This window comes from Microbacterium resistens (genome assembly GCF_021172025.1).
GTDB lineage: Bacteria > Actinomycetota > Actinomycetes > Actinomycetales > Microbacteriaceae > Microbacterium > Microbacterium resistens.
The window spans coordinates 3,718,940-3,744,231 of the sequence record NZ_CP082781.1; the positions used below are offsets into that span (position 1 = coordinate 3,718,940).

Sequence of the window (25,292 nt, forward strand, 5' to 3'; positions counted from 1 at the left end):
GGTTGGTGCGGACGCACGGGGGAAAGGATGCCATGGCACTGCGTGTGACGAAGAGGACGGTCATCATCGCCAGCACGGTGGCCGTGCTCCTGGTGGCCGGGAGCGCGGCGGTGGCCGTGGTCGGGATCCCCGCCCTGCGGCCGGATGCCCAGACGAAGAGCGAGACCCCGACGCCGAAGCCCACCGCATCGCCGACGCCGACCCCGACGCCCGACCCCCTTGCCGAGGTGCCGGTCACGAACACCGCGCGGGCGTCCATCGACGGGTGGACGCTGGCCGATCGGACCGTCGTCGGCGCGGTGCTTCCCGAGGTCGGCGCTGCAGCGACCGGCGCCGTGTCCCTGCGGGTGGACGCCCCGGCGAACGATCCGGACGTCATCGCGGCCTCCTCCGCCGTGGCCTTGGCGCCCGGCGGGCAGTACACCCTCCGCCTCGCTGCGCGCGTGCTGGCGGAGCGGAAGACCGACCCCGCCGCCCGTCTGACCGTCGCCGGGCAGACCTTCGTGCTTCCGCCTCTGGATGCGGACTGGGAGACCCTCGAGTTCCCGTTCACGGCTCCGGCCGACCAGTCGCCCGAATCCTCGCTCGACCTCGTGCTCGGCGGCACCGTCCGGGGCCTCGGCATCGACGACGTGTCGATCACGGGCAGCGGCGGGGAGGAGCTCGTGGCCAACGGCTCGTTCGAGGCCGTGCAGACCCCCTCCGGCATCGTCAACGATTCGCTCATCATGACCGATGAATCCGCCGTGCTCGCCGTGTCGCTGGCCGAGGGCGCCGTGCAGTGGAGCGCGACCTCCAGCGCCGGAGGGGATCCGATCTCCGGTCAGGCCGAGGTCCGCGGACCGCTCGCGGCACTGCCGCTGACCGGCGTCGGACAGGGCCACTACACGGTCACGGTGGACGACGCTGCCGGACAGCACATCGAGACGGCCGTCGCCGTGATCGACGCCGAGGGGTTCGCGGTCGCCCAGGACAGCCGCTTCGGCGTCGCGTCCCACGTCGAGAAGGAGCCCTTCGCCGGCACCGGGACCCTGGCCGCGGCCCTCGGCTTCGCGGAGGTCCGCAACGACATCTCCTGGGAGCGCAACGAGAAGGTCGCCGGGGAGTACGCGTGGGACGAGAACTACGTCCGCGAGTTCTCCCGCATGCACGCGAACGGCGTCAAGCTCCTGGGCATCGTGGCCTACGGCAACCGGGTCTACGGGACCCGGCGTGCACCCTCCGGCGACGAGTCGATCCAGGCCTACGCCCGGTACGCGAAGGCCGTCGCGGACCGGTTCGACATGGTCGGCCTCGAGGTGCTCAACGAGTTCAACCATCGCGACACCGACACGGACTGCGGCAAGGCCCCGTCGTGCTACGTGCCCATCGCGCAGGCGGTCCGCGATCATGTCAGCCCGGCGCACCCGGACCTTCCGATCGTCACGGGATCGACGGCGTTGTACGACCGGGACTGGTTCATCGGGTTCTGGCAGTCGGGCGGTCTCGCGGCGACCGACGCGATCAGCTACCACCCCTACGAATCCTGGATCGATCGCAATCCCGATCTGATCGCCGGCACGGTGCAGCAGTCCTATGCCGACATGCAGGAGTTCGCCGGCGAGACCCGGCCCGTCTGGGTGACGGAGATGGGGTTCCCGACCCATCATGAGGGCGTCTCCGAGCTCGACCAGGGCCGGATGCTGGTGCGGAACGAGACGCTGGCCTTCGCCAACGGGGTCGAGAAGTACATCTGGTACGACCTCGTCAACGACCAGAACGACCCGGTCGCCGGCGAGGCGAACTTCGGGCTCTACGAGAACAGCCCTCGGGAGAACGTCGTCGCGCTCGCCCCGAAGCCCGGAGCCTTCGCGCAGGCGCTGATGATCGCCCGGCTCGGCGGCAAGGCCTTCACGGCCACCGAGTCCGACGAGACGAGCACCGTCGAGGTGTTCGGCCAGGGCTCCGAGGCGACCCGCGTCGCCTGGGCCGACCAGGAGCTGCAGCGGACGTTCGCCTCCAAGGTCCCGCTGGCGGTCACGGACCTCTCCGGGCGCAGCCAGATCGTGGAGCCGGTGAAGGGCGAGGTCACTCTGACGCTCGGTGCATCGCCGGTCTTCATCTCCGCTGTCGCCCCGGAGGCGTCGGACTGATCCCCCCCCGGCCGAGGCTCGTCGCCAAGGCTCGGTTGTTATGATTCATCGCTTGATCCCGAAGGAAAGGTATGTCGTCGATGAGCAGTGAGGGCCTGCGAAGGCGGAACATCGACGAACGGCGGAGCCTTCGCAAGAGCCGGCGGCGCCGGGTCTGGGTGATCCTCGCCCTCGTCGTCATCGCGCTGCTTCTCGCCGTGTGCTGGGTGGGTCTGCGTGCGATCACGGTGAAGGACGGCCTGACCAAGAGCCAGGAGCTGATCAAGGAGGTCGAAGCCGGGCGCGACGTGAAGGACGTGCTCGGCGAGCTCTCCGAGACCGCGGCCAGCGCCGGCGGCGCCGCATCGGACCCGGTGTGGTGGCTGGCGGAGTGGGTTCCGGTGGTGGGGGACAACCTGCGAGGGGTGCGCTATGCCGCGCAGTCCTTCGACGCCCTGGTGAACGGCGTCGCCGTGCCCGTGATGGGGTCCGGAGAGGGCTCGGGCTCGGTGACGCAGCGGCTCCTGGCGGCCGCCGAGGAGCAGGGTGAGCGCATCACGGGTCTCGCCGAGGGGCTCGACGGCGTCGCGCACTCGCCCTTCCTGATCGGGCCGGTGCGGGAGGGCGTCGACCAGGTCAACAGCGTGATGTCCACGGCGGGGCCCGCGATCGGGATCCTGCCGGAGCTGCTCGGCGCGGACGGCGCGCGCAACTATCTCCTCGTCTTCCAGAACAACGCCGAGACCCTCGCCCTCGGAGGCAGCGCCGCGGCCCAGGCGCTCGTGCACGTCGACGGCGGCTCCTTCTCGATGGGGGCGCAGGGCAACAGCGGCGGCTATCAGAACGGCGTCGCCGTCGATGTGGACGTTCCGCAGAGCGCCATCGACCTGTACACGAGCCATCTCGTGGATCACCTCAACACGAGCATGAGCCGTCCCGACTTCCCGACCGCGGCGCAGATCATGCGCGCCTGGTGGCAGCGCGACATCGCCCCGGACGAGATCGCCGGAGTGATCTCGATCGACCCGATCGCGCTGTCGCGGATCCTCGTCGCGACCGGCCCCATCGAACTGCCCACCGGCGACGTGCTGTCCTCCGACAATGCCGTCTCGCTCCTGCTGAGCACGGTCTACGGGCGATGGGACTCGTACAAGGAGCCGGAGCTCGTCGACGGGTTCTTCGCCGCGGCGGCGGCCGCGGTGTTCGACAAGATCGCCACGGGCGAGTTCGATCCGAAGGACATGCTGTGGGCGATCACGGAGAGCGCCTCGAAGGGCAGCGTGATGGTGTGGAGCGACGACCCGAAGATCGCCGACGCGATCGAGGGCTCGCGGATCAGCGGTGTCCTGCCCACGGACAATGACGAGAACACGACCATCGGGGTCTACTTCAACAACAGCAACGGCTCGAAGATCGACTACTTCACCGAGACCGCGACGTCCGCGTCAGCCGTGTGCGAGGCGGGCAAGACGACCTACACGGCGTCGGCCTCGCTCAGCCTGCCTCTGTCCCAGCAGCAGGCGGAGGCCCTGCCGCGGTACGTCCAGAGCATGACGTTCGGCGCGCGCTTCCGCGACTGGATCTACATCTACGGCCCTCCCGGGACGACGCTTGCGACCGCGGACTTCAACGGGGACGAGATCTCGGTGATGCACAAGGACATCGACGACCTCGGTCGTCCGGTGGTCGCCTTCGAGGCGTGGTTCGATCCCGGGGACACGGTCGAGGTGACCGCCTCGTTCGTCGGCCCCGAGGGCGAGCGCGGCCCGCTCCAGGTGCAAACGAACCCGATGGTGAACGGGGCGAAGCCCGCCGTCACCGACAGCTGCGGACAGTGACGCCGCAGCGCGCATCCTCAGGAGATTCCAAGACGGTTTAGACTGACTCGCGTCCTGGTGTCCATCGCAGGGAGGTGAGGGACGTCGTCGTCCAGCTCGAGCGCGACAGCTCCGGCGCCTCAGGGGAACCGAGGAAGACCCCGCGGGTTCCCGTGCAGAAAGCGCGCCGGCCGGCGTGGCCGCGGCGGTACGCGAGCCGCCTGTTCTACAGCGACCTCGTCGTCATCCTGTCGGTGCTCGCCGTCTCGTCCTTCGTCGTCCTCCCCGGGCCGTTCACCAGCGTCTCCTGGCCCGAGGGACCGCGCATCCCCTATCTGGTCGCGCTCGGCGTGACGGGCTTCGTGTGGGTGATCGCGCTCGACGCGACCGACTCCCGCGACCGTCACATCGTCGGCCAGGGTGCGGACGAGTACCGGCGCATCGTCAACGCCACGCTCGCGGTGTTCGCCGTGACGGTCGCCACCGCCTTCTTCCTGGGGATGAACCTCTCCCGGTTGTTCGTCGCCGTCGTCTTCCCGCTCGGGCTGCTGCTCCTGCTGCTGTCGAGGTGGCTGTGGCGCCAGTGGCTGCGCGGAAGGCAGAAGATCGGGCGGTACCTGCATCGGGCCGTGGTGATCGGCGAGCCGTCCAAGGTCTCCGTCGTCGCGCGCGAGATCCGACGGGCCAAGAGCAGCGGGTACGAGATCGTCGGCGTCATCACCGATCGTGCTCGCGCCGGCGGCATCTCCGGGTTCGACGTGCTCGGGGACATCGCGAACGTCGAGTCCGTGCTCGACGAGGTGCGCTTCGATGCGCTGATCATCGTCGGCTCCGACGATCTCGACCCGACGACGATGCGCCGCCTCGGGCACGCCCTGTCGGACCGGGACATCCAGCTCATCATGGCGCCGGTGCTCACCGATGTCGCCGGTCCTCGCCTGCACACGACGCCCGTCGCCGGCCTTCCTCTGGTCCACGTCGACTTCCCGCGGCTGGAAGGGGCGCAGCGCTTCCTCAAGCGGACCTTCGACCTCGTCGGCTCCGCGATCCTGCTGGTAGTGCTCTCGCCGGTCTTCCTGGCCACCGCGATCGCGATCCGCGTGGACGGGCCCGGCGAGATCATCTACTCCCAGGAGCGCATCGGCCGCGGGGGACGGACGTTCGGCATGCGGAAGTTCCGATCGATGGTCGCCGATGCGGACGACCAGCTCGCCTCGCTGCTCGATCTGCAGGGCGACGGCGGGACACCGCTCTTCAAGATCAACGACGACCCGCGGATCACCCGTGTCGGCCGCTTCCTCCGGCGCCACTCCATCGACGAGCTGCCGCAGCTCGTGAACGTGCTCCGCGGCGACATGAGCCTGGTCGGTCCTCGCCCGCAGCGCGCCACGGAGGTCGCCCTCTACGACGACGTCGCGTACCGCCGCCTGCTGGTGAAGCCCGGGATGAGCGGTCTGTGGCAGGTCAGCGGCCGGTCGAGCCTCTCCTGGGAGGAGACCATCCGCCTCGATCTCTACTACGTGGAGAACTGGTCGCTGACCCAGGACCTCGTGATCCTCTTCCGCACCGTCCGGGCGGTCATCCGGCCTCAGGGAACCGCCCGCTGAGGGCCGGTCTCACGCCCGCGGCCTCGTGTTACGGGGCACCCCGTACGGGCCTACCGCTCGACGCCAGCACGTTGCACAATGAGAAGCGTCGGCCGCTCGGCCGGCGAATGCTGACCGGGAGGAACCCGATGGGTATCGAAGAGTCGTTCAACGACGTCGTCAACAAGGGCAAGGACTTCGTCGAGCAGAACAAGGACAGGATCGACGAGGCCATCCACAGCGAGCAGGCCGAGGGCATCAGCGACAAAATCCTCGACGGCGTCGCCGGCTTCGCGAAGAAGGTCGCCCCGGGCGCCGCCGAGCAGATCGACGGTGTGCGCGACAACATCGACAAGTCGATCGGCAACGAGTGACCTGATCTCTCCGAAGGCCCCTCACCACGGCGGTGAGGGGCCTTCGTCGTGTCCGTGCCCCTCCGGCGCCAGGGCCCGGGGACGCGGGGATCCGGGGCTGCTCCGAGGCTTCTCTGAGGTGCGACACGCCCGGGTTTGCAGGACGCGAATCAGGCATGGCAGAATAGACAGGTTCCACATTTCGGCGGTGCGTTCGCGTGCCCCCGGATCACTGCCAGGCAGTGCATAGACGGCGCAGGCTCCCGAAGCCCGGCGCAGGGTTCTAGGCCGCGGGCAGGAGAACACACAACCGACACCTCCTCACCGAGGCCTCGCCATGCGCGGGGGTCGGCATCCGGCGCCGCGAGGCCCCGGGCTGACAGCAGAACAGTGGTGCGCCTTCGACGGCCCACGAGCCGCGAGGTCTCGTGAGTCCCGGAGGAGCGCAAGGCGTGAAGAGCGCCGACGTGCGTCCAATGCCCCCGAGCCCACCTGGCGCGGGACGGTACGACGCTTTGAAGAGAGTGAGCAGACAAATGGCGGGACAGAAGATCCGCATTCGCCTGAAGTCGTATGACCACGAGGTCATCGACACGTCGGCGCGCAAGATCGTCGACACCGTGACCCGTGCGGGCGCGACCGTCGTCGGCCCCGTGCCGCTTCCGACCGAGAAGAACGTCGTGTGCGTCATCCGGTCGCCCCACAAGTACAAGGACAGCCGCGAGCACTTCGAGATGCGCACCCACAAGCGCCTCATCGACATCGTGGACCCGACGCCGAAGGCCGTCGACTCGCTCATGCGTCTCGACCTCCCGGCGGACGTCAACATCGAGATCAAGCTCTGAGGATCGACATGGCTGACATCAACGCAAAGATTTCCAAGGGCATGCTCGGCACCAAGCTGGGCATGACCCAGGTGTGGAACGAGAACGGCAAGCTCGTTCCCGTCACCGTCATCGAGCTCGCGCCGAACGTGGTCACCCAGATCCGCACCCCCGAGAAGGACGGCTACAACGCCGTGCAGATCGCGGCCGGTCAGATCGACCCGCGCAAGGTCACCAAGCCCCTGACGGCCCACTTCGAGGCCGCCGGCGTCACGCCGCGTCGCCACGTCACCGAGGTCCGCACCGCGGACGCTGCTGACTACTCACTCGGTCAGGAGCTGACGGTGGAGGGCGTGTTCGAGGCCGGTCAGCTGGTCGACGTCGTCGGCACCAGCAAGGGCAAGGGCACCGCCGGTGTCATGAAGCGTCACAACTTCAAGGGCGTCTCCGCTTCGCACGGTGCGCACCGCAACCACCGCAAGCCCGGTTCGATCGGCGCCTCGGCGACCCCGAGCCGCGTCTTCAAGGGCATGCGCATGGCCGGCCGTATGGGCGGCGAGCGTGTGACCGTCCTCAACCTCACGGTGCACGCCATCGACGCCGAGAAGGGACTCATGCTCGTCAAGGGCGCCGTCCCCGGCGCGCGCGGCCGCATCGTCTACGTCCGCAACGCAGTGAAGGGTGCCTAAGTCTCATGGCTGACACGACTCTCACTCTCGACGTCCTGTCGGGCGGCAAGAAGACCGGTACGGTCGACGCGCCCGCCGCGATCTTCGATGTCAAGACCAACGTCCCGCTGATCCACCAGGTCGTCGTCGCGCAGCGCGCGGCGGCTCGCCAGGGCACGCACTCGACCAAGCGTCGCGGCGAGGTGTCCGGCGCCGGCCGCAAGCCCTTCAAGCAGAAGGGCACGGGTAACGCCCGCCAGGGCTCGATCCGCGCGCCGCACATGACCGGTGGTGGCATCGTCCACGGCCCGAAGCCGCGCGACTACTCGCAGCGCACCCCCAAGAAGATGATCGCCGCCGCCCTCGCGGGCGCGCTGAGCGACCGCTACCGCGGAGAGCGCCTGCACGTCGTCGAGTCCTTCGGCATCGAGGGCAAGCCCTCGACCAAGACGGCCGCCGCGTTCCTGAAGGCGCTGCCGGGCAAGACGGTCCTCGTCGTGCTCGACCGCACCGACGACACGAACGCCCTGAGCGTCCGCAACCTGGCCGGCGTGCACGTGCTGTACGCGGACCAGCTCAACGCCTACGACGTGGTCGTCTCCGACGACATCGTCTTCACCAAGGCCGCCTTCGACGCGTTCGTCGCTGCGAAGACCGGCTCGATCGAGGAGGTCTCGGCATGAGCGACAACGTCCTCGCCACCGCGGGCAACAAGGACCCGCGCGACATCATCCTGAAGCCGGTCGTCTCCGAGAAGAGCTACGGGCTCATCGATGAGGGCAAGTACACCTTCCTCGTGGACCCGCGCGCCTCGAAGACGGAGATCAAGCTCGCCATCGAGAAGATCTTCGACGTCAAGGTCGCTTCGGTGAACACGATCAACCGCGTCGGCAAGGCCCGCCGCACCCGCTTCGGCACGGGCAAGCGCAAGGACACCAAGCGCGCCATCGTGTCCCTGAAGTCGGGCACCATCGACATCTTCACGGCAGTGAACTGACCGGGGGATAAGGACAGAAAATGGCTATTCGCAAGTACAAGCCCACGACCCCGGGTCGCCGTGGTTCGTCGGTGGCCGACTTCGCCGAGATCACCCGATCCACGCCGGAGAAGTCGCTGCTTCGTCCGCTCGCCAAGACCGGTGGGCGCAACAACCAGGGCCGCATCACCACCCGCCACATCGGCGGTGGGCACAAGCGCCAGTACCGCGTGATCGACTTCCGTCGCAACGACAAGGACGGGATCAACGCGAAGGTCGCCCACATCGAGTACGACCCCAACCGCACGGCTCGCATCGCGCTGCTGCACTACTTCGACGGCGAGAAGCGCTACATCCTCGCGCCGAACAAGCTGAAGCAGGGCGACGTCGTCGAGTCCGGTGCCGGGGCGGACATCAAGCCGGGCAACAACCTGCCGCTGAAGAACATCCCGACCGGTACCGTGATCCACGCGATCGAGCTGCGTCCCGGCGGCGGTGCGAAGATGGCCCGTTCGGCCGGCGCCTCGGTGCGTCTGGTCGCGAAGGACGGCCCCTACGCCCAGCTGCGTCTGCCCTCGGGCGAGATCCGCAACGTCGACGCGCGCTGCCGTGCGACGATCGGCGAGGTCGGCAACGCCGAGCAGTCGAACATCAACTGGGGCAAGGCCGGCCGCAAGCGCTGGAAGGGCGTGCGCCCGACCGTCCGCGGCGTCGCGATGAACCCGGTCGACCACCCGCACGGTGGTGGTGAGGGCAAGACGTCCGGTGGTCGTCACCCCGTCACCCCGTGGGGTCAGGCGGAGGGTCGTACCCGTCACGCCAACAAGGAAAGCGACAAGTACATCGTGCGTCGCCGTAACGCCGGCAAGAAGCGCAAGTAGGAGTAAGAGAAGATGCCTCGCAGTCTTAAGAAGGGCCCCTTCGTCGACGAGCACCTGCTTCGCAAGGTCGTCGTTCAGAACGAAGCCGGATCCAAGAACGTCATCAAGACCTGGTCGCGCCGGTCGATGATCATCCCCGCCATGCTGGGACACACCATCGCCGTGCACGACGGTCGCAAGCACATCCCCGTGTTCGTGACCGAGACCATGGTCGGTCACAAGCTGGGCGAGTTCGCGCCCACCCGCACCTTCCGCGGCCACGAGAAGGACGACAAGAAGGGCCGTCGCCGCTGACGCGGGGACGCAAGAGGAGAGAGAAATGGTGGAGTCCATCGCACGCGTGCGACACATCCGCGTGACCCCTCAGAAGGCTCGTCGTGTCGTGGCGCTCATCAAGGGCAAGCAGGCCGAAGAGGCCCTCGCCATCCTGAAGTTCGCGCAGCAGAGCGCGTCCGAGCCGATCTACAAGCTCGTCGCGTCGGCCATGGCCAACGCGCAGGTGAAGGCGGACCGCGACGGCGAGTTCCTCGACGGGCAGGACCTGTACGTCAAGAACGCCTACGTGGACGAGGGGACGACGCTCAAGCGTTTCCAGCCCCGCGCCCAGGGCCGCGCGTTCCAGATCAAGAAGCGCACGAGCCACATCACGGTCGTGCTGGCCACCCCTGAGGTCGCCGAGGCGGCCCCGGTGGCAGAGACGAAGAAGGCGAGCAAGTAATGGGACAGAAGGTAAACCCGTACGGCTTCCGCCTCGGAATCACGACGGACCACGTGTCGCGTTGGTTCTCGGACTCGACGAAGCCGGGCCAGCGTTACGCCGACTACGTCGCCGAGGACATCAAGATCCGCAAGCTCCTGCAGACGCAGCTCGACCGCGCCGGCGTCTCGAACATCGAGATCGAGCGCACCCGTGACCGTGTGCGTGTGGACATCCACACCGCGCGTCCGGGCATCGTGATCGGTCGTCGCGGGGCTGAGGCCGAGCGCATCCGCGGCGACCTCGAGAAGCTCACGGGCAAGCAGATCCAGCTGAACATCCTCGAGGTCAAGAACCCCGAGGCCGACGCTCAGCTCGTGGCGCAGGGCATCGCGGAGCAGCTCTCTGCGCGCGTCGCCTTCCGCCGTGCCATGCGCAAGGGCCTCCAGGGCGCCCAGCGCGCCGGCGCCAAGGGCGTCCGGATCCAGGTCTCGGGCCGCCTCGGCGGCGCGGAGATGAGCCGGTCGGAGTTCTACCGCGAGGGTCGTGTGCCGCTGCACACGCTGCGCGCGAACATCGACTACGGGTTCTACGAGGCCAAGACCACCTTCGGCCGCATCGGCGTGAAGGTCTGGATCTACAAGGGCGACCTCACCAACAAGGAGCTCGCACGCGAGCAGGCCAACCAGAAGCCGTCGCGCGACCGTGGCGACCGCCGTCGCGGCCCGCGCAACGAGGCTCCCGTCGCAGAAGGAGCGTCTGCCTGATGCTTATCCCTCGTAAGGTCAAGTACCGCAAGCAGCACCACCCCAAGCGGGACGGTCAGGCCACCGGCGGCACGAAGGTCTCCTTCGGCGAGTTCGGCATCCAGGCCCTCACGCCCGCGTACGTGACGAACCGTCAGATCGAGGCTGCTCGTATCGCGATGACCCGTCACATCAAGCGTGGCGGAAAGGTGTGGATCAACATCTACCCCGACCGTCCGCTCACCAAGAAGCCGGCCGAGACCCGCATGGGTTCCGGTAAGGGCTCGCCGGAGTGGTGGGTCGCCAACGTCAAGCCGGGTCGCGTCCTCTTCGAGGTCGCGGGCGTCAACGAGCAGCTCGCTCGCGAGGCCCTGACCCGTGCCATTCACAAGCTGCCGCTCAAGGCACGCATCATCAAGCGCGAGGAGGGCGACGCGTAATGGCGATCGGCACCAAGGAGCTCGCTGTCGCCGAGCTCGACACGTTCGAAGACCAGCGCCTCGTCGAGGAGCTGCGCAAGGCCAAGGAGGAGCTGTTCAACCTCCGTTTCCAGTCGGCCACCGGCCAGCTGGAGAGCCACGGCCGCATCCGCGCCGTTAAGCGCGACATCGCGCGCCTCTACACCGTGATCCGTGAGCGCGAGCTCGGCATCCGTGCGACGCCGGCTCCGGTCGAGGCTCCGGCCAAGAAGGCGTCCAAGGCGAAGGCGAAGAAGGCCGATGAGGCCGACGCGCCGAAGGAGGAGGCCGAGTAATGGCTGAGAAGAAGACCGCTGAGGTCGTCGAGTCGCACGATGTCCGCGACGCCGGCGCCCGTGGCTACCGCAAGGCGCGCCGCGGCTACGTCGTCAGCGACAAGATGGACAAGACCATCGTCGTCGAGGTCGAGGACCGCGTGAAGCACCCGCTGTACGGCAAGGTCATCCGCCGCACCGAGAAGGTCAAGGCGCACGACGAGAACAACACCGCCGGCATCGGCGACCTCGTCCTCATCAACGAGACCCGGCCGCTGAGCGCGACCAAGCGCTGGCGTCTGGTGGAGATTCTGGAGAAGGCCAAGTGATCCAGCAGGAGTCCCGCCTCAAGGTCGCCGACAACACCGGCGCGAAGGAGCTGCTCACCATCCGTGTGCTCGGCGGCTCGCGCCGCCGGTACGCCGGTCTCGGTGACACCATCGTCGCGACCGTCAAGGACGCGATCCCGGGCGGCAACGTCAAGAAGGGCGATGTGGTCAAGGCCGTCATCGTCCGCACCAAGAAGCAGACGCGCCGCGCAGACGGCTCGTACATCAAGTTCGACGAGAACGCCGCCGTGATCCTGAAGAACGACGGGGAGCCCCGCGGCACCCGCATCTTCGGCCCGGTCGGTCGTGAGCTTCGTGACAAGAAGTTCATGAAGATCGTCTCGCTCGCCCCGGAGGTCATCTGATCATGGCGAACATCAAGAAGGGCGACCTCGTCCAGGTCATCACCGGCCGCAAGCAGGACAAGGGCGGCGACCGCGGCAAGCAGGGCAAGGTCCTCGAGGTCCTCGCCGAGCAGAATCGCGTGATCGTGGAGGGCGTCAACTACGCCACCAAGCACACGCGTGTCGGCCAGACGCAGCGCGGCACCAAGACGGGCGGCATCGAGACGATCGAGGCCCCCATCCACATCTCGAACGTCGCCCTGGTCGACCCGGAGACGAAGAAGCCGACCCGCGTCGGTCACCGCGTCGAGGAGCAGACCAAGGACGGCGTGAAGCGCACGGTCCGCGTGCGCTACGCGAAGAAGAGCGGTAAGGACCTCTGATGAGCGACACCACCACTGCCGCGCCGGCTGGCAAGATCCAGCCGCGCCTGAAGCAGAAGTACAAGAACGAGATCCAGCAGAAGCTGCAGGACGAGTTCGGGTACAAGAACGTCATGCAGATCCCCGGCCTGGTCAAGGTCGTCGTCAACACCGGTGTCGGTGAGGCGGCTCGCGACAGCAAGGTGATCGACGGCGCGATCGACGATCTCACCAAGATCACCGGTCAGAAGCCGGTCGTGACGAAGGCCCGCAAGTCCATCGCGCAGTTCAAGCTGCGCGAGGGCCAGGCCATCGGCGCGCACGTCACCCTTCGCGGCGACCGCGCGTGGGAGTTCCTCGACCGCCTGGTCAACCTCGCCCTGCCCCGCATCCGCGACTTCCGCGGTCTGTCCGGCAAGCAGTTCGACGGCCACGGCAACTACACCTTCGGTCTCACCGAGCAGAGCGTGTTCCACGAGATCGATCAGGACAAGATCGACCGCGTGCGCGGTTTCGACATCACCGTCGTGACCACGGCCGAGACGGACGACGAGGGTCGTGCGCTGCTGCGCCACCTCGGCTTCCCGTTCCGCGCCGACGACGCGCAGGCGTGATGACCGCCGGTCGTTGAGCGAGGAGCGAAGCACCGAGACGAAACGCGGTTCCCGTGGGATCACCGCGTTTCGTCTCGCTTCGCTCGCTCAACGACCGGATGGTTTTTCGGCGTGTCCCGCTTGACGTACAATTGAAAATTGTGTGTTCACGAAGGTCGGCGTCCGTGTAACGGGCGTCGAAACCTCATGATCGAAAGAAGAAGACAATGACAATGACAGACCCGGTCGCAGACATGCTGACCCGTCTGCGCAACGCGAACTCGGCGCACCACGACTCCGTGACCCTGCCGTCGAGCAAGCTCAAGACGCACATCGCCGAGATCCTCCAGCAGGAGGGCTACATCGCGGGGTGGGAGGTCACCGACGCCCGTGTCGGCAAGAACCTCACGCTGACCCTGAAGTACGGCGCCAACCGCGAGCGTTCGATCGCCGGCATCAAGCGCGTGTCGAAGCCCGGTCTCCGCGTGTACGCGAAGTCCACGGAGCTCCCCAAGGTGCTCGGCGGCCTCGGCGTCGCGATCCTGTCCACCTCCTCCGGTCTTCTCACCGACCGCCAGGCTGAGCAGAAGGGCGTGGGCGGAGAAGTTCTCGCCTACGTGTGGTGATCTGACATGTCGCGTATTGGACGACTTCCCATCGAGATCCCTGCGGGCGTGACCGTCACGGTCGACGGCCGTGAGGTCTCGGTGAAGGGCCCCAAGGGAGAGCTCTCCCTGACGGTGGCCTCTCCCATCGAGGTCGAGGTGCAGGGGGGCCAGGTCCTGGTCACCCGCCCCGACGACGAGCGCGAGTCGCGGTCGCTGCACGGCCTGACCCGCACCCTCATCAACAACGACATCATCGGCGTGACCCAGGGCTACACCAAGGGCCTCGAGGTCGTCGGCACCGGTTACCGCGTCCAGCAGAAGGGCAGCTCGGTCGAGTTCGCCCTCGGCTTCTCGCACCCGGTCCTGGTCGACCCGCCCGCCGGCATCACCCTGACGGTGGAGGGCACGAACAAGCTCACCGTCAGCGGGATCAGCAAGCAGGCCGTCGGCGAGGCGGCTGCGAACATCCGCAAGATCCGCAAGCCCGAGCCGTACAAGGGCAAGGGTGTGCGCTACGCCGGCGAGGTCGTGCGTCGCAAGGCCGGAAAGGCTGGTAAGTAACCATGGCTGTGAAGTCGAAGTCCGACGCCCGCGCGCGTCGTCACGCCCGCCTTCGCAAGAAGATCGTCGGCACCGAGGCGCGCCCGCGCCTGGTCGTCAACCGTTCGGCCCGCCACGTCTTCGTGCAGCTGGTCGACGACAGCAAGGGCCGCACCGTGGCCTCCGCTTCCACGCTCGAGACCGATCTGCGCACCTTCGAGGGCGACAAGACGGCCAAGGCCCGCAAGGTCGGCGAGCTCGTCGCCGAGCGCGCGAAGGCCGCCGGGATTTCCGAGGCTGTGTTCGACCGCGGCGGTAACCGTTACGCCGGTCGTGTCGCCGCCATCGCCGATGGCGCCCGTGAAGGGGGGCTGGCACTGTGAGTGACAACAAGGAGAACGAAGTGACCGAGACGGCTACGGCTCCCGCCGAGACGGCGGCCGGAACCGAGGCTCCCCAGCGCGACGAGCGCCAGGGTCGCCGCGGAGGCCGTGACCGCGGTCAGGGCGGTCGTGACCGCAACTCGCGCGACCGCGGGGACAACCAGTTCCTCGAGCGCGTGGTGACCATCAACCGCGTCTCGAAGGTCGTCAAGGGCGGCCGTCGCTTCAGCTTCACCGCGCTCGTCGTGGTGGGTGACGGCAACGGTCTCGTGGGCGTCGGCTACGGCAAGGCCCGCGAGGTGCCCCTCGCGATCTCGAAGGGCGTCGAGGAGGCGAAGCGGAACTTCTTCCGCGTGCCGCGCGTCGGCACCACCGTCCCGCACCCGGTGCAGGGCGAGGCCGCGGCCGGCGTCGTGCTGCTGCGTCCGGCTGCCGCCGGTACCGGTGTTATCGCCGGTGGTCCGGTCCGCGCCGTGCTCGAGTGCGCCGGCATCCACGACGTGCTCTCGAAGTCCCTCGGGTCCTCGAACACGATCAACATCGTCCACGCCACCGTCGAGGCTCTGAAGTCCCTCGAGGAGCCGCGCGCCGTCGCCGCTCGTCGTGGACTCGCCTACGACGCCGTCGTTCCGGAGATCATCATCCGCAACGAGGAGAAGGCCGCTGCGGCTGCCGCCGCGCAGAAGGTAGGTGCCTGATGGCCGCACGGCTCAAGGTCACGCAGGTCAAGTCCAAGGTGAGCGAGAAGCAGAACCAGCGCGACACGCTGCGCAGCCTCGGTCTCAAGCGGATCGGCGACTCGGTCGTCCGTCCGGACGACGCGCAGACGCGCGGCTACGTCAAGACCGTCGCTCACCTCGTGAAGATTGAGGAGATCGACTGATGGCTGAGAAGAACGAGGCCGTCGAGGCCGAGAAGGCCCCGAAGAAGGCCGCCGCTCCGAAGGCCGCGGCCAAGAAGGCGCCTGCCAAGGCGGCCCCGAAGAAGGACGCCCCGGTCTCGCGCCCGGGCGTGCTGAAGGTGCACCACCTGCGTCCGGTCCCCGGCGCCAACACCGCCAAGACCCGTGTCGGTCGCGGTGAGGGCTCCAAGGGCAAGACCGCCGGTCGCGGCACGAAGGGCACCAAGGCCCGCAACACCGTCCGCGTCGGGTTCGAGGGTGGGCAGATGCCGCTGCACATGCGCACCCCGAAGCTGCGCGGCTTCAAGAACCCGTTCCGCGTCGAGTACCAGGTCGTGAACCTGGACAAGCTCGCGGAGCTGTACCCGGCCGGTGGCGAGGTCACCGTGAGCGACCTGGTCGCCAAGGGTGCGGTTCGCAAGAACGAGAAGGTCAAGGTTCTGGGCAACGGCGAGATCGCCGTGAAGCTCACCGTGTCGGTCGACAAGGTCTCGGGTTCCGCCGAGCAGAAGATCGTCGCGGCGGGCGGCTCCGTCAAGTAGCCGACGACAAGAGGGGCCGGAGAAACCTCCGGCCCCTCTTGCGTTACCCTGGTTTCTTGGCCGCCCCTTGTCGGATCGGCATCCCTTTTCAGGAGGCACACCTTTGTTCAGCGCCATCGCGCGGATCTTCCGCACACCGGACCTGCGCCGGAAGATCGGCTTCACCCTGGCGATCATCGCGATCTACCGACTCGGCTCCACGGTGCCGGCTCCGTTCGTCAATTTCCCGAACGTGACGCAGTGCATCGCGGACAACTCCGGTACCGAAGGCCTCCTGGGACTCGTCAACCTCTTCTCCGGCGGCGCTCTGCTGAAGCTGTCGATCTTCGCGCTTGGCGTGATGCCGTACATCACCGCGACGATCATCACCCAGCTCCTGCGCGTCGTCATCCCGCACTTCGAGACGCTGCACAAGGAGGGCCAGGCCGGCCAGGCCAAGCTCACCCAGTACACGCGCTACCTGACGATCGCGCTCGCGCTCCTGCAGTCGACGACCCTGGTGACGGTGGCCCGCAGCGGCCAGCTCTTCGGCCAGAACTCCGGCGGCGCCTGCGCCCAGCTCCTCACCAATGACGTGTGGTGGGCGCAGCTGCTGATGATCATCACGCTGACCGCCGGAACGGGCCTCATCATGTGGTTCGCCGAGCTCGTCACCGAGCGCGGCATCGGCAACGGCATGTCGCTGCTCATCTTCACCTCGATCGCCGCGACCTTCCCCGGCGCCATGTGGGCGATCTGGGAGACCCGCGGTTTCGAGGTCTTCCTGCTCGTCCTGGCGATCGGCATCGTCGTGATGACGGCCGTCGTGTTCATCGAGCAGTCGCAGCGACGCATCCCGGTGCAGTACGCCAAGCGCATGGTCGGCCGCCGCACCTACGGGGGCACGAACACGTACATCCCGATCAAGGTCAACATGGCGGGCGTGATCCCGGTGATCTTCGCCTCCTCGCTGCTGTACATCCCGATGCTGGTCGCGCAGTTCAACATCCCGCAGGACGGCTCGACGCCGCCGGAGTGGGCGACCTGGATCATGCAGTACTTCGTGACCGGCGACCACCCGCTCTACATGGCGGTGTACTTCCTGCTCATCATCGGCTTCACGTACTTCTACGTCGCGATCACCTTCAACCCGGTCGAGGTCGCCGACAACATGAAGAAGTACGGCGGCTTCATCCCCGGCATCCGCGCCGGACGCCCGACGGCGGAGTACCTCGAGTACGTGCTGACGCGGATCACGCTTCCGGGCTCGCTGTACCTCGGCGTGATCGCGCTCATCCCGCTCATCGCGCTGGCCACGGTCGGTGCGAACCAGAACTTCCCGTTCGGCGGCGCGTCGATCCTCATCATCGTCGGCGTGGGTCTCGAGACCGTGAAGCAGATCGACGCGCAGCTCCAGCAGCGCCACTACGAAGGGCTCCTCCGATGACCGCTCGTCTCCTGATCGTCGGACCGCAGGGATCGGGCAAGGGCACGCAGGGCGTGCGCGTGGCGGAGGCCTTCGGGGTCCCGGTCGTCTCGACGGGGGACATCTTCCGCGCGAACATCAAGAACGGAACCGAACTCGGCAAGCAGGTCACCTCGATCCTCGACGCGGGCGACCTCGTCCCGGACGAGCTGACCGGCGAGATCGTGCGCGACCGGCTGTCCCAGCCCGACGCGGCGGGGGGCTTCCTGCTGGACGGGTATCCCCGCAACGCCGCCCAGGTGGCGCACCTCGACGCGTTCCTCGCGGAGTCCGGCGCCGCGCTCGACGCGGTCATCCTGCTGGACGTCCCGCGCGAGGAGAGCATCGAGCGCCTGCGGCTGCGCGCCGAGGAGCAGGGGCGCACGGACGACACCCCCGAGGCCATCGCGCACCGGCTCGACATCTACGAGCAGGAGACGGCTCCGATCCTGGAGGCGTACGGGGAGCGCGGCATCGTCGACCGGATCGACGGCGTGGGCGGGCTCGACGAGGTCACCGAGCGGATCTTCGCCGCGCTCCAGGCCCGTGGCCTCGAGCGCGCGGTCGCGGTCTGACGTGGTGTTCCGCCGGTCGATCTACAAGAGCCCGGCCCAGCTCCGCGCCATGGTGGAGCCGGGCCTCATCACCGCCGCAGCGTTGGACGCCGCACGCGCGCTGATCCGGCCGGGCGTCACCACGGCGGAGCTGGACGCCGCCGCCGACGCCCTGATCGTCGCCCGGGGTGCGGAGTCGAACTTCAAGCTGGTCCGCGGCTATCGCCACGCGACGTGCATCTCCGTGAACGATCAGGTCGTGCACGGGATCCCCGGCGATCGGGTGCTGGAGGCCGGCGACATCGTGTCCATCGACTGCGGAGCGCAGTACGAGGGGTGGAACGGCGACAGCGCGATCACCGTCGTGGTGCCCGACCCGTCGCGGCCCGATCTCGTCGCGCGACGCGAAGAGCTCTCCCGCGTGACCGAGGCCTCGATGTGGGCGGGGATCGCCGCGATGGCCACGGCGCGGAGCCTCGGCGACGTCAGCGCGGCGATCGAGGACCGGATCCTCGGTGCGGGTGTCCCGCCCGAGGCCGCAGACGGCATTGATCACTACGGCATCCTCCGTGAGTACGTGGGTCACGGCATCGGACGCAAGATGCACGAGGCGCCGAGCCTGTTCAACTACCGCACGTCCGACCAGGGGCCCGAGGTGCGGCCGGGACTCGTCCTCGCGATCGAGCCGATGGTCACCGCCGGCGGCGAGGAGACGTTCGTCGAGGACGACGACTGGACCGTGACCACGGCGGACGGATCCGACGGCTCCCACTGGGAGCACAGCGTCGCGGTCCACGAGAACGGGATCTGGGTGCTCACCGCGCCGGACGGCGGTGCGGCAGGCCTGGAGCCGTACGGCGTCGTCCCCACGCCGCTCGGCTGACGACGGGGCACCGGACGCGGATTGCGTCCCAGACGCACGGCGGGCGCCGGCATGGCAGCACCGTGAAGACGGGGTTCCCATGGAGCCCATAGGCGCGAGCGTGCAAAATGGCATACGGAGCGGGGCGTCGTCCTGCCCGAGACATCGGTCGCGCGCAGGCCTTGCGACGCGCCAGGACAGGAACGGAAGACAATGGCCGCTGCGAAGAGCTCGACCAATTGGTTCGCCATCGGCATCTCCATCGCCGTCGTCGTCGTGCTCGTGGCACTCGGCGGCGTCGTGGTGTGGCTGAACAACCAGGCCACGGACGCCGGGCCGGCTCCGAAGAGCAGCGACACGTTCAACGCCGAGACGGGCGCCGTCAGCTTCGGCGACGGCAAGGACACCGTCGACGTGTTCGTAGACTTCCAGTGCCCCGCGTGTAACGCGTTCGAAGGGCAGTACGGCGAGACTCTGGAGACCGCCGCCGCGGACGGAAAGATCACTCTGAACTATCACCCGATCGCGATCCTGGATCGATACTCGATGGGGACGGAGTATTCCTCCCGTTCTGCCGCGGCTGCCGTGTGCGTTCTGGAGTCGAACGAGGACAAGTATCTCGATTTCGCCAAGATTCTGTTCGAGAACCAGCCCGCTGAGAACACGACCGGACTGACGAATGAGCAGCTCGCAGAGTTCGCGACCCAGGCCGGTGCGGACAAGGCTGCGACCTGCATCACCGACGAGAAGTACAAGAAGTACGGCAGCGCTCAGGCGAAGAAGCACAACATCGGGTCGACGCCGACGGTCGACATCAATGGTGAACGCCTGAATCTTCAGGATCCCACCGACATGAAGCGGTTCACCGACCTTATCGGCTGACGACTCCACGATCTGGTGTTCGGGTCAAGGGCAGCACATGGGTTGCCCTTGACCCGAATGCGTATTGGCTAAGCACCACGTGCCTGAAGGTCGAGTTGCAGTCGTTGGACGATCGTCCAATGGTATACACGCCAAGCCGGTTCCTATCCTGGCATTAGGCGCTGACAGATCGTCAGCCCCGTTGTTCGAGGGGGAACAAGATGAGTAGGAAGATGTCGTTGACGAGGCGGATCGGTGCGATCGGGGCCGGGCTTGCATTGGGCGTCGGGCTTTCGATCGCGGCTGTGACGCCGGCAAACGCTGCGACGTGTTCGTCACTTGGGAGTGATTGGAACCGGGTCGTCGGTAGCTGTACCGGCTATCCGTCGTTCACCGTCAACTGGACGTGCTGGGGCGATCCGAATACCCATAGCCAGACGTTCAACACCAGCCCCTCGCTTCCGGGGTACAGTTTCAATTTCGAAGCGTGCTGGGCGGTCGGAGTCACTGGGGTGTGGGTCTCCTAGCAACCTGATCGCTGCGACGGCGCCGCGGACCTGGTCCGCGGCGTCGTCGTCGTGTCCGGGGGGAGCGCTTTTGTTCATTCCATGAACAAAATGCTAGTATGACGGCGGGGCCGCACGACGTGCGGTCGTGCGCGGCGGTGAATGTCGTGCACGTTGGTGTGCAGGTTATGCACAGGGTGGTTCGCCAGACTTGAGGCGACCACGTGGACAGGGGGAGAGAAACATGGGGATGTTCGGCGTGCGCGCGAAGCGCACCGCGGGAGTCGCGGGAGCGGCCGCGCTCGCAGCGACGGGGATCATGACGTTCGGGGCCTTCGGGTCGCTGACGCCGGCTCAGGCGGCGGCGGCCAGCTGTCCGACAGGGGAGATCGGGAGCCCCGGGACCGGCAACGAGATCTTCACGGACAACAACGTCGCGGTCTACGCGGGCGGGGACCTCGTCACCGGCTCGGGCGCGGCGGAGATCGAGGGCCTCGTCGTCGTCCACGGCGACGCGACCTTCCAGCGCCAGCCCGCGGGAGCATTCAACGTCGGCACCGTCGGCGTGGGATCCGGGGTCGTCCCGGGCGTCGGGGAGACCATGCTGGCCGTCGGCGGCGACCTCCGCGTCGAGTCGGGGATCACCACGTTCTTCGTCGGTGCCCCGGTGCCGGGTTTCCCCGATGGCGGCGGCGACGTGCGCGTGGGCGGCGCGGCGGACCCGACCCATCCGGACGGTCGCTACGACCTGAACGGCGGAGAGTTCCGCAGCGGCCTCGGAGCCGCGGCGCTGGACGGCTATGCGCACTTCGGCGACGCGATCTCGAGCGCCTCCGCCGCGTACGCCGCCGAGGCGACGACCGGATCCGCGCGATCCGAGTGGGGGACGGCGACGTTCGTCGGCACCGGCGCCGCGCGCGAGGTCTTCATCATCTCCGCGGCCGACCTCGGCGCGGCCGGCGCCGTCGCCTTCGAGAAGATCGCCGACGACGCCACCGTGATCGTCAACGTGACCGGGGACGCGGCGGTCTGGTCGCCGAACTACTTCTCCGACGACGGCGTGCGCGTCGACGGCGTGGGCGGCGCGGTGAACGGCTTCGGCCGCGTTGCCACCCGCACGATGTGGAACTTCGCGGATGCGACCCGTGTGGAGATCGGCGGCAGCTCGCAGGTGCTCGGTTCGATCATGGTTCCGCACGCCCACGCGGACGCCGCGACGCCGACCATCTCCACGACCGCGCACCTGAACGGGCGCGTCTACACCAACGGCACGATCCGGATGGAGGGGTCCGGCACGGAGATCCACAACTACCCGTTCCGGGACGGCGCTTTCGTGTGCGAGGTCGAGCCGGAGACGCCGGTGGACCCGGGCGCGGACGCAGATGCTGACGCCGACGGCGCGGGGGCGGACGCGGATGCGGCCGGAACCGACGCGGACGCGGGCGCCGCCGGAACCGACGCGGGCGCGGATGCGGCTGGAACCGACGCGGACGCGGGCGCGGCTGCGGCTGGAACCGACGCGGACGCGGGCGCGGCCGGAACCGACGCGGACGCGGACGCGGGCGTCGAGGTGCATGCCGACGCCGGTGCGACAGCCGACGCGGATGCGCGAGGCGCCGGCGCGGACGCCGACGCGGCGACCGCGATTCGCGCCGGTTCCGACGGCGGTGCCGACGGCGCCGGGATCGAGGGAACCGTCTCGGCGAGCGGGTCGGTCGACGCCGACGCGGCAGTGGAGGGAGCAGCGGTGTCTGCGGATGCCGCTGCGACGGCGGATGCCTCTGCGGGCGGTTCTGCAACGGCTTCCGGCGCCTCCGCGTCGGTGGCTGCCGCTGCGACGGCGGATGCCTCTGCGGGCGGTTCTGCAACGGCTTCCGGCTCCTCCGCGTCGGTGGCTGCCGCTGCGACGGCGGATGCGTCCTCGTCGGCGGGCTCCTCCGCGGCCGCGGACGCGGCAGCCGCCGCGACGGCCTCGGCGTCCGCGTCCGCGACGTCCGTCGCGAGCGCGTCGTCGACGGCCTCGACGTCCGGCGCCACGTCGGCATCCTCGGCCGCGGGGTCCTCCGCGGGCGGCACGGCTGCGAACGGCCCCGGCGCCGATCTGGCGGTCACGGGCGGGGTCGTCTCCGGGTGGCCGCTCCTCCTCGGCGGGGCCGCGATCTTCGGCGGGATCGTGCTGGTGCTGCGCACCCTCGTCCGGCGTCACGAGGCCGGTGCGGTCGACGCGGACTGATCCTCCTCGCCGTGCGCGACGGTGCCGTCGGGGTGACCCGGCGGCGCCGTCGTCGTGGCCCCGGTCGTCGACCCGGGGCGGGACCGATCGCGCATTTGCCCGTAGCGGGAAACGCGTCTACCATAGATCTTTGGTGCTTTGCGCCTCGGTCCGGCGTGTCCATGGACGTGTCCGGCGGGCCCTGCGCCATCCCATCCATCCACCGCAGATCGACCGGTCTGCAGAAGCGTCAGCGAGGCTATGGCTAAGAAAGACGGTGTCATCGAGATCGAGGGCGTCGTGTCCGAGGCTCTGCCCAACGCGATGTTCCGCGTTGAGCTCAGCAACGGCCACAAGGTCCTGGCAACGATCTCCGGAAAGATGCGGCAGAACTACATCCGCATCATCCCCGAGGACCGCGTGGTCGTGGAGCTCAGCCCCTACGACCTGACCCGCGGGCGCATCGTCTACCGCTACCGCTGATCGGTCGAGAAGTAACACCCCAGGCGTCCGCGCCTGCCCGGTGAAGACAGCGAACAGGAAACATCATGAAGGTCAACCCCAGCGTCAAGCCCATCTGCGATCACTGCAAGGTGATCCGCCGTCACGGGCGCGTCATGGTGATCTGCAAGAGCAACCCGCGCCACAAGCAGCGCCAGGGTTGATGCGGTGCGGCTCACCGCGACGAAGGAGCGTTGAGCCGCGACGGATCGAGGGTGAGCGAGCACGCGCGCAGCGCGAGCGAGTCGAAACCTCTCACGCAAGAAACTGACAACTCAACATCCGGTCCGCGGCGGGCGTTTCGTCTCGCTTCGCTCGCTCAACGACCGGGACCACACGGCAGGATCAGAACCCGCAAGGGGGACACCTCGGGGCGGAGGCCCGGGCACCGATCCTGCTCCACACCTCCACAACATCCAGGAGATTCCGCATGGCACGTCTTGCCGGCGTCGACATCCCGCGCGACAAGCGCGTGGTGATCGCCCTCACGTACATCTACGGCATCGGCCGTACCCGCTCGGTCGAGATCCTCAAGGCCACCGAGATCGACGAGTCGATCCGCGTCAAGGACCTCACCGACGACCAGCTCGTCGCCCTCCGCGACCACATCGAAGGCACCTACAAGGTGGAGGGCGACCTGCGCCGCGAGGTCGCCGCCGACATCCGCCGCAAGGTCGAGATCGGCTCCTACGAGGGCCTCCGTCACCGCCGTGGCCTGCCGGTCCGCGGTCAGCGCACGAAGACCAACGCGCGCACCCGCAAGGGCCCGAAGCGCACCGTCGCCGGCAAGAAGAAGGCCCGCTAAGCGGCCAGGGAATAGGAGAACACTTTCATGGCTGCACCCAAGGCCGCCGCGCGCAAGCCGCGCCGCAAGGAGAAGAAGAACATCGCGCTGGGCCAGGCCCACATCAAGTCGACGTTCAACAACACGATCGTCTCGATCACCGACCCGTCCGGCGCCGTCATCGCCTGGGCCTCGTCGGGCGGCGTGGGCTTCAAGGGCTCGCGCAAGTCCACCCCGTACGCCGCGGGCATGGCTGCCGAGTCGGCCGCCCGTCAGGCCGCTGAGCACGGTGTGAAGAAGGTCGACGTCCTCGTCAAGGGCCCGGGCTCGGGCCGCGAGACCGCGATCCGCTCGCTGCAGGCCGCCGGCCTCGAGGTGGGTTCGATCCAGGACGTCACGCCGCAGGCGCACAACGGCTGCCGCCCGCCGAAGCGCCGCCGCGTCTGATCGCCCTGTGCGCCTCCGATCCCTCCGCGGACCGGAGGCGCACCGGGGTGTCAGCACCGTCTTCACACAACTCAACACCTCACCCAACACGTGTCATATAGCGGGCACGTGATCGAAAGGAACACATAGTGCTCATCGCACAGCGTCCCACTCTCACCGAGGAAAAGATCTCCGAGAACCGCAGCCGGTTCATCATCGAGCCGCTCGAGCCCGGCTTCGGCTACACGATCGGAAACGCGCTGCGTCGCAGCCTGCTCTCCTCGATCCCCGGCGCCGCGGTCACCAGCATCCGCATCGACGGCGTCCTCCACGAGTTCAGCACCATCCCCGGGGTGAAGGAGGATGTCACCGAGATCATCCTCAACATCAAGCAGCTCGTCGTCTCCTCGGAGCGCGACGAGCCCATCACCGCCTACCTGCGCAAGACCGGCGCGGGCGAGGTCACCGCGGCGGACATCTCCGCTCCGGCGGGCGTCGAGGTGCACAACCCCGAGCTCGTCATCGCGACCCTCAACGAGACCGCGCGCTTCGAGCTGGAGCTCACGATCGAGCGCGGCCGCGGCTACGTGTCGGCGGCGCAGAACCGGAGCGAGTACGCCGAGGCCGGCCAGGTGCCGATCGACTCGATCTACTCGCCGGTGCTCAAGGTCAGCTACCGCGTCGACGCCACCCGTGCCGGGGAGCGCACCGACTTCGACAAGCTCGTGCTGGACGTCGAGACGAAGAACTCGATCGCCCCGCGCGACGCCGTCGCGTCGGCCGGCCGGACCCTGACCGAGCTGTTCGGCCTCGCCCGCGAGCTGAACGTCGAGGCCGAGGGCATCGAGATCGGCCCGGCGCCGGTCGAGGCCGTCCTCTCGAACGAGCTGTCGATGCCGATCGAGGACCTCGATCTGTCGGTCCGCTCGTACAACTGCCTCAAGCGCGAAGGCATCAACACGGTGTCCGAGCTCGTCGCCCTCTCGGAGACGCAGCTCATGAACATCCGCAATTTCGGACAGAAGTCGGTGGACGAGGTGCGCGACAAGCTCGTCTCGCTCGGCCTGTCGCTGAAGGACTCGGTGCCCGGTTTCGACGGCGCCCACTTCTACGGCGGCTCCGAAGACGAGTCCTTCTGATACCCGACC

Annotated in this window: 34 protein-coding genes; all 34 read left to right on the top strand. The window is 68.0% G+C overall.

Annotated elements, in window-relative coordinates; all coding sequences use genetic code 11:
* Nucleotides 1–32 precede the first annotated feature (32 nt).
* The 34 genes from K8F61_RS17530 (at nt 33) to K8F61_RS17695 (ending at nt 25,283) form a co-directional block, all read left to right on the top strand.
* Entirely contained in the window at nt 33–2,132 is a 2,100-nt protein-coding gene (locus K8F61_RS17530) for a hypothetical protein (protein ID WP_231820117.1), read from the top strand.
* An 80-nt stretch (nt 2,133–2,212) separates the two neighbouring features.
* Nucleotides 2,213–3,949 (top strand): DUF4012 domain-containing protein, encoded by a 1,737-nt coding sequence (locus tag K8F61_RS17535; RefSeq protein ID WP_231820118.1) that lies wholly within the window; start codon nt 2,213–2,215, stop codon nt 3,947–3,949.
* A 152-nt stretch (nt 3,950–4,101) separates the two neighbouring features.
* Nucleotides 4,102–5,535 (top strand): sugar transferase, encoded by a 1,434-nt coding sequence (locus K8F61_RS17540; protein ID WP_231820119.1) that lies wholly within the window; start codon nt 4,102–4,104, stop codon nt 5,533–5,535.
* Between the two features lie 128 nt (nt 5,536–5,663).
* Nucleotides 5,664–5,888, top strand: coding sequence for a hypothetical protein (locus tag K8F61_RS17545; protein WP_219085610.1), 225 nt, complete (start codon nt 5,664–5,666; stop codon nt 5,886–5,888).
* A gap of 515 nt (nt 5,889–6,403) precedes the next feature.
* Nucleotides 6,404–6,712 carry a 30S ribosomal protein S10 gene (rpsJ, locus tag K8F61_RS17550; RefSeq protein ID WP_017201594.1) on the top strand — a complete coding sequence of 103 codons (309 nt, stop codon included), beginning with the start codon at nt 6,404–6,406 and terminating at the stop codon, nt 6,710–6,712.
* An 8-nt stretch (nt 6,713–6,720) separates the two neighbouring features.
* Nucleotides 6,721–7,380: a 50S ribosomal protein L3 gene (rplC, locus tag K8F61_RS17555; protein ID WP_067242020.1), complete on the top strand. Its 660-nt coding sequence runs from the start codon at nt 6,721–6,723 to the stop codon at nt 7,378–7,380.
* A gap of 5 nt (nt 7,381–7,385) precedes the next feature.
* Complete coding sequence (rplD, locus tag K8F61_RS17560; RefSeq protein ID WP_067242023.1) at nt 7,386–8,042, top strand: 50S ribosomal protein L4; 657 nt, start codon at nt 7,386–7,388, stop codon at nt 8,040–8,042.
* Nucleotides 8,039–8,356 (top strand): 50S ribosomal protein L23, encoded by a 318-nt coding sequence (rplW, locus tag K8F61_RS17565; protein WP_067242026.1) that lies wholly within the window; start codon nt 8,039–8,041, stop codon nt 8,354–8,356. Before rplD ends, rplW begins: the two co-directional genes overlap by 4 nt.
* 20 nt (nt 8,357–8,376) lie before the next feature.
* Nucleotides 8,377–9,216 (top strand): 50S ribosomal protein L2, encoded by an 840-nt coding sequence (gene rplB, locus K8F61_RS17570; RefSeq protein WP_067242029.1) that lies wholly within the window; start codon nt 8,377–8,379, stop codon nt 9,214–9,216.
* Nucleotides 9,217–9,228: 12 nt separating this feature from the next.
* Complete coding sequence (gene rpsS, locus K8F61_RS17575) at nt 9,229–9,510, top strand: 30S ribosomal protein S19 (RefSeq protein WP_033106056.1); 282 nt, start codon at nt 9,229–9,231, stop codon at nt 9,508–9,510.
* A 25-nt stretch (nt 9,511–9,535) separates the two neighbouring features.
* A complete protein-coding gene (rplV, locus tag K8F61_RS17580; protein ID WP_067242032.1) occupies nt 9,536–9,934 on the top strand; it encodes a 50S ribosomal protein L22 in 399 nt (132 codons plus the stop codon).
* Entirely contained in the window at nt 9,934–10,680 is a 747-nt protein-coding gene (gene rpsC, locus K8F61_RS17585; RefSeq protein ID WP_067242036.1) for a 30S ribosomal protein S3, read from the top strand. Before rplV ends, rpsC begins: the two co-directional genes overlap by 1 nt.
* Nucleotides 10,680–11,099 carry a 50S ribosomal protein L16 gene (gene rplP / locus K8F61_RS17590; RefSeq protein ID WP_197220281.1) on the top strand — a complete coding sequence of 140 codons (420 nt, stop codon included), beginning with the start codon at nt 10,680–10,682 and terminating at the stop codon, nt 11,097–11,099. The genes rpsC and rplP overlap by 1 nt, the downstream gene beginning before the upstream one ends.
* On the top strand, nt 11,099–11,413 hold the full coding sequence (gene rpmC, locus K8F61_RS19090; protein WP_067242042.1) for a 50S ribosomal protein L29: 315 nt from the start codon (nt 11,099–11,101) through the stop codon (nt 11,411–11,413). Before rplP ends, rpmC begins: the two co-directional genes overlap by 1 nt.
* Complete coding sequence (gene rpsQ, locus K8F61_RS17600) at nt 11,413–11,721, top strand: 30S ribosomal protein S17 (protein ID WP_067242045.1); 309 nt, start codon at nt 11,413–11,415, stop codon at nt 11,719–11,721. Before rpmC ends, rpsQ begins: the two co-directional genes overlap by 1 nt.
* Nucleotides 11,718–12,086 carry a 50S ribosomal protein L14 gene (gene rplN / locus K8F61_RS17605; protein WP_067242048.1) on the top strand — a complete coding sequence of 123 codons (369 nt, stop codon included), beginning with the start codon at nt 11,718–11,720 and terminating at the stop codon, nt 12,084–12,086. Before rpsQ ends, rplN begins: the two co-directional genes overlap by 4 nt.
* A 2-nt stretch (nt 12,087–12,088) precedes the next feature.
* Nucleotides 12,089–12,448 carry a 50S ribosomal protein L24 gene (gene rplX / locus K8F61_RS17610; RefSeq protein WP_067242051.1) on the top strand — a complete coding sequence of 120 codons (360 nt, stop codon included), beginning with the start codon at nt 12,089–12,091 and terminating at the stop codon, nt 12,446–12,448.
* Nucleotides 12,448–13,041: a 50S ribosomal protein L5 gene (gene rplE / locus K8F61_RS17615; RefSeq protein WP_067242055.1), complete on the top strand. Its 594-nt coding sequence runs from the start codon at nt 12,448–12,450 to the stop codon at nt 13,039–13,041. The genes rplX and rplE overlap by 1 nt, the downstream gene beginning before the upstream one ends.
* Before the next feature lie 206 nt (nt 13,042–13,247).
* Nucleotides 13,248–13,646, top strand: coding sequence for a 30S ribosomal protein S8 (gene rpsH / locus K8F61_RS17620; protein ID WP_067242059.1), 399 nt, complete (start codon nt 13,248–13,250; stop codon nt 13,644–13,646).
* Between the two features lie 6 nt (nt 13,647–13,652).
* The gene (gene rplF / locus K8F61_RS17625; protein WP_231820120.1) at nt 13,653–14,189 is read left to right on the top strand and encodes a 50S ribosomal protein L6; all 537 of its coding nucleotides are present in this window, start codon (nt 13,653–13,655) and stop codon (nt 14,187–14,189) included.
* Nucleotides 14,190–14,191: 2 nt separating this feature from the next.
* Nucleotides 14,192–14,551: a 50S ribosomal protein L18 gene (gene rplR / locus K8F61_RS17630; protein WP_067242067.1), complete on the top strand. Its 360-nt coding sequence runs from the start codon at nt 14,192–14,194 to the stop codon at nt 14,549–14,551.
* Nucleotides 14,548–15,249 (top strand): 30S ribosomal protein S5, encoded by a 702-nt coding sequence (gene rpsE, locus K8F61_RS17635; protein ID WP_067242070.1) that lies wholly within the window; start codon nt 14,548–14,550, stop codon nt 15,247–15,249. The genes rplR and rpsE overlap by 4 nt, the downstream gene beginning before the upstream one ends.
* Nucleotides 15,249–15,434, top strand: coding sequence for a 50S ribosomal protein L30 (gene rpmD / locus K8F61_RS17640; protein ID WP_067242074.1), 186 nt, complete (start codon nt 15,249–15,251; stop codon nt 15,432–15,434). The genes rpsE and rpmD overlap by 1 nt, the downstream gene beginning before the upstream one ends.
* The gene (rplO, locus tag K8F61_RS17645; RefSeq protein WP_084344243.1) at nt 15,434–15,994 is read left to right on the top strand and encodes a 50S ribosomal protein L15; all 561 of its coding nucleotides are present in this window, start codon (nt 15,434–15,436) and stop codon (nt 15,992–15,994) included. The genes rpmD and rplO overlap by 1 nt, the downstream gene beginning before the upstream one ends.
* A gap of 103 nt (nt 15,995–16,097) precedes the next feature.
* On the top strand, nt 16,098–17,420 hold the full coding sequence (gene secY / locus K8F61_RS17650) for a preprotein translocase subunit SecY (protein ID WP_067242077.1): 1,323 nt from the start codon (nt 16,098–16,100) through the stop codon (nt 17,418–17,420).
* On the top strand, nt 17,417–18,013 hold the full coding sequence (locus tag K8F61_RS17655) for an adenylate kinase (RefSeq protein WP_231820121.1): 597 nt from the start codon (nt 17,417–17,419) through the stop codon (nt 18,011–18,013). The genes secY and K8F61_RS17655 overlap by 4 nt, the downstream gene beginning before the upstream one ends.
* Before the next feature lies 1 nt (nt 18,014).
* Entirely contained in the window at nt 18,015–18,875 is an 861-nt protein-coding gene (gene map, locus K8F61_RS17660; protein ID WP_231820122.1) for a type I methionyl aminopeptidase, read from the top strand.
* 192 nt (nt 18,876–19,067) lie between these two features.
* Nucleotides 19,068–19,736 (top strand): DsbA family protein, encoded by a 669-nt coding sequence (locus K8F61_RS17665; RefSeq protein ID WP_231820123.1) that lies wholly within the window; start codon nt 19,068–19,070, stop codon nt 19,734–19,736.
* Nucleotides 19,737–20,465: 729 nt separating this feature from the next.
* Nucleotides 20,466–22,454, top strand: coding sequence for a choice-of-anchor A family protein (locus K8F61_RS17670; protein WP_231820124.1), 1,989 nt, complete (start codon nt 20,466–20,468; stop codon nt 22,452–22,454).
* 240 nt (nt 22,455–22,694) lie between these two features.
* Complete coding sequence (infA, locus tag K8F61_RS17675; protein WP_018171468.1) at nt 22,695–22,916, top strand: translation initiation factor IF-1; 222 nt, start codon at nt 22,695–22,697, stop codon at nt 22,914–22,916.
* Between the two features lie 65 nt (nt 22,917–22,981).
* Nucleotides 22,982–23,098 carry a 50S ribosomal protein L36 gene (gene rpmJ / locus K8F61_RS17680; protein WP_005050492.1) on the top strand — a complete coding sequence of 39 codons (117 nt, stop codon included), beginning with the start codon at nt 22,982–22,984 and terminating at the stop codon, nt 23,096–23,098.
* Between the two features lie 266 nt (nt 23,099–23,364).
* A complete protein-coding gene (rpsM, locus tag K8F61_RS17685; RefSeq protein WP_067242101.1) occupies nt 23,365–23,739 on the top strand; it encodes a 30S ribosomal protein S13 in 375 nt (124 codons plus the stop codon).
* A 27-nt stretch (nt 23,740–23,766) separates the two neighbouring features.
* Nucleotides 23,767–24,165 carry a 30S ribosomal protein S11 gene (gene rpsK, locus K8F61_RS17690; protein WP_017829189.1) on the top strand — a complete coding sequence of 133 codons (399 nt, stop codon included), beginning with the start codon at nt 23,767–23,769 and terminating at the stop codon, nt 24,163–24,165.
* Nucleotides 24,166–24,293: 128 nt separating this feature from the next.
* Nucleotides 24,294–25,283: a DNA-directed RNA polymerase subunit alpha gene (locus K8F61_RS17695; RefSeq protein WP_067242104.1), complete on the top strand. Its 990-nt coding sequence runs from the start codon at nt 24,294–24,296 to the stop codon at nt 25,281–25,283.
* Nucleotides 25,284–25,292 lie beyond the last annotated feature (9 nt).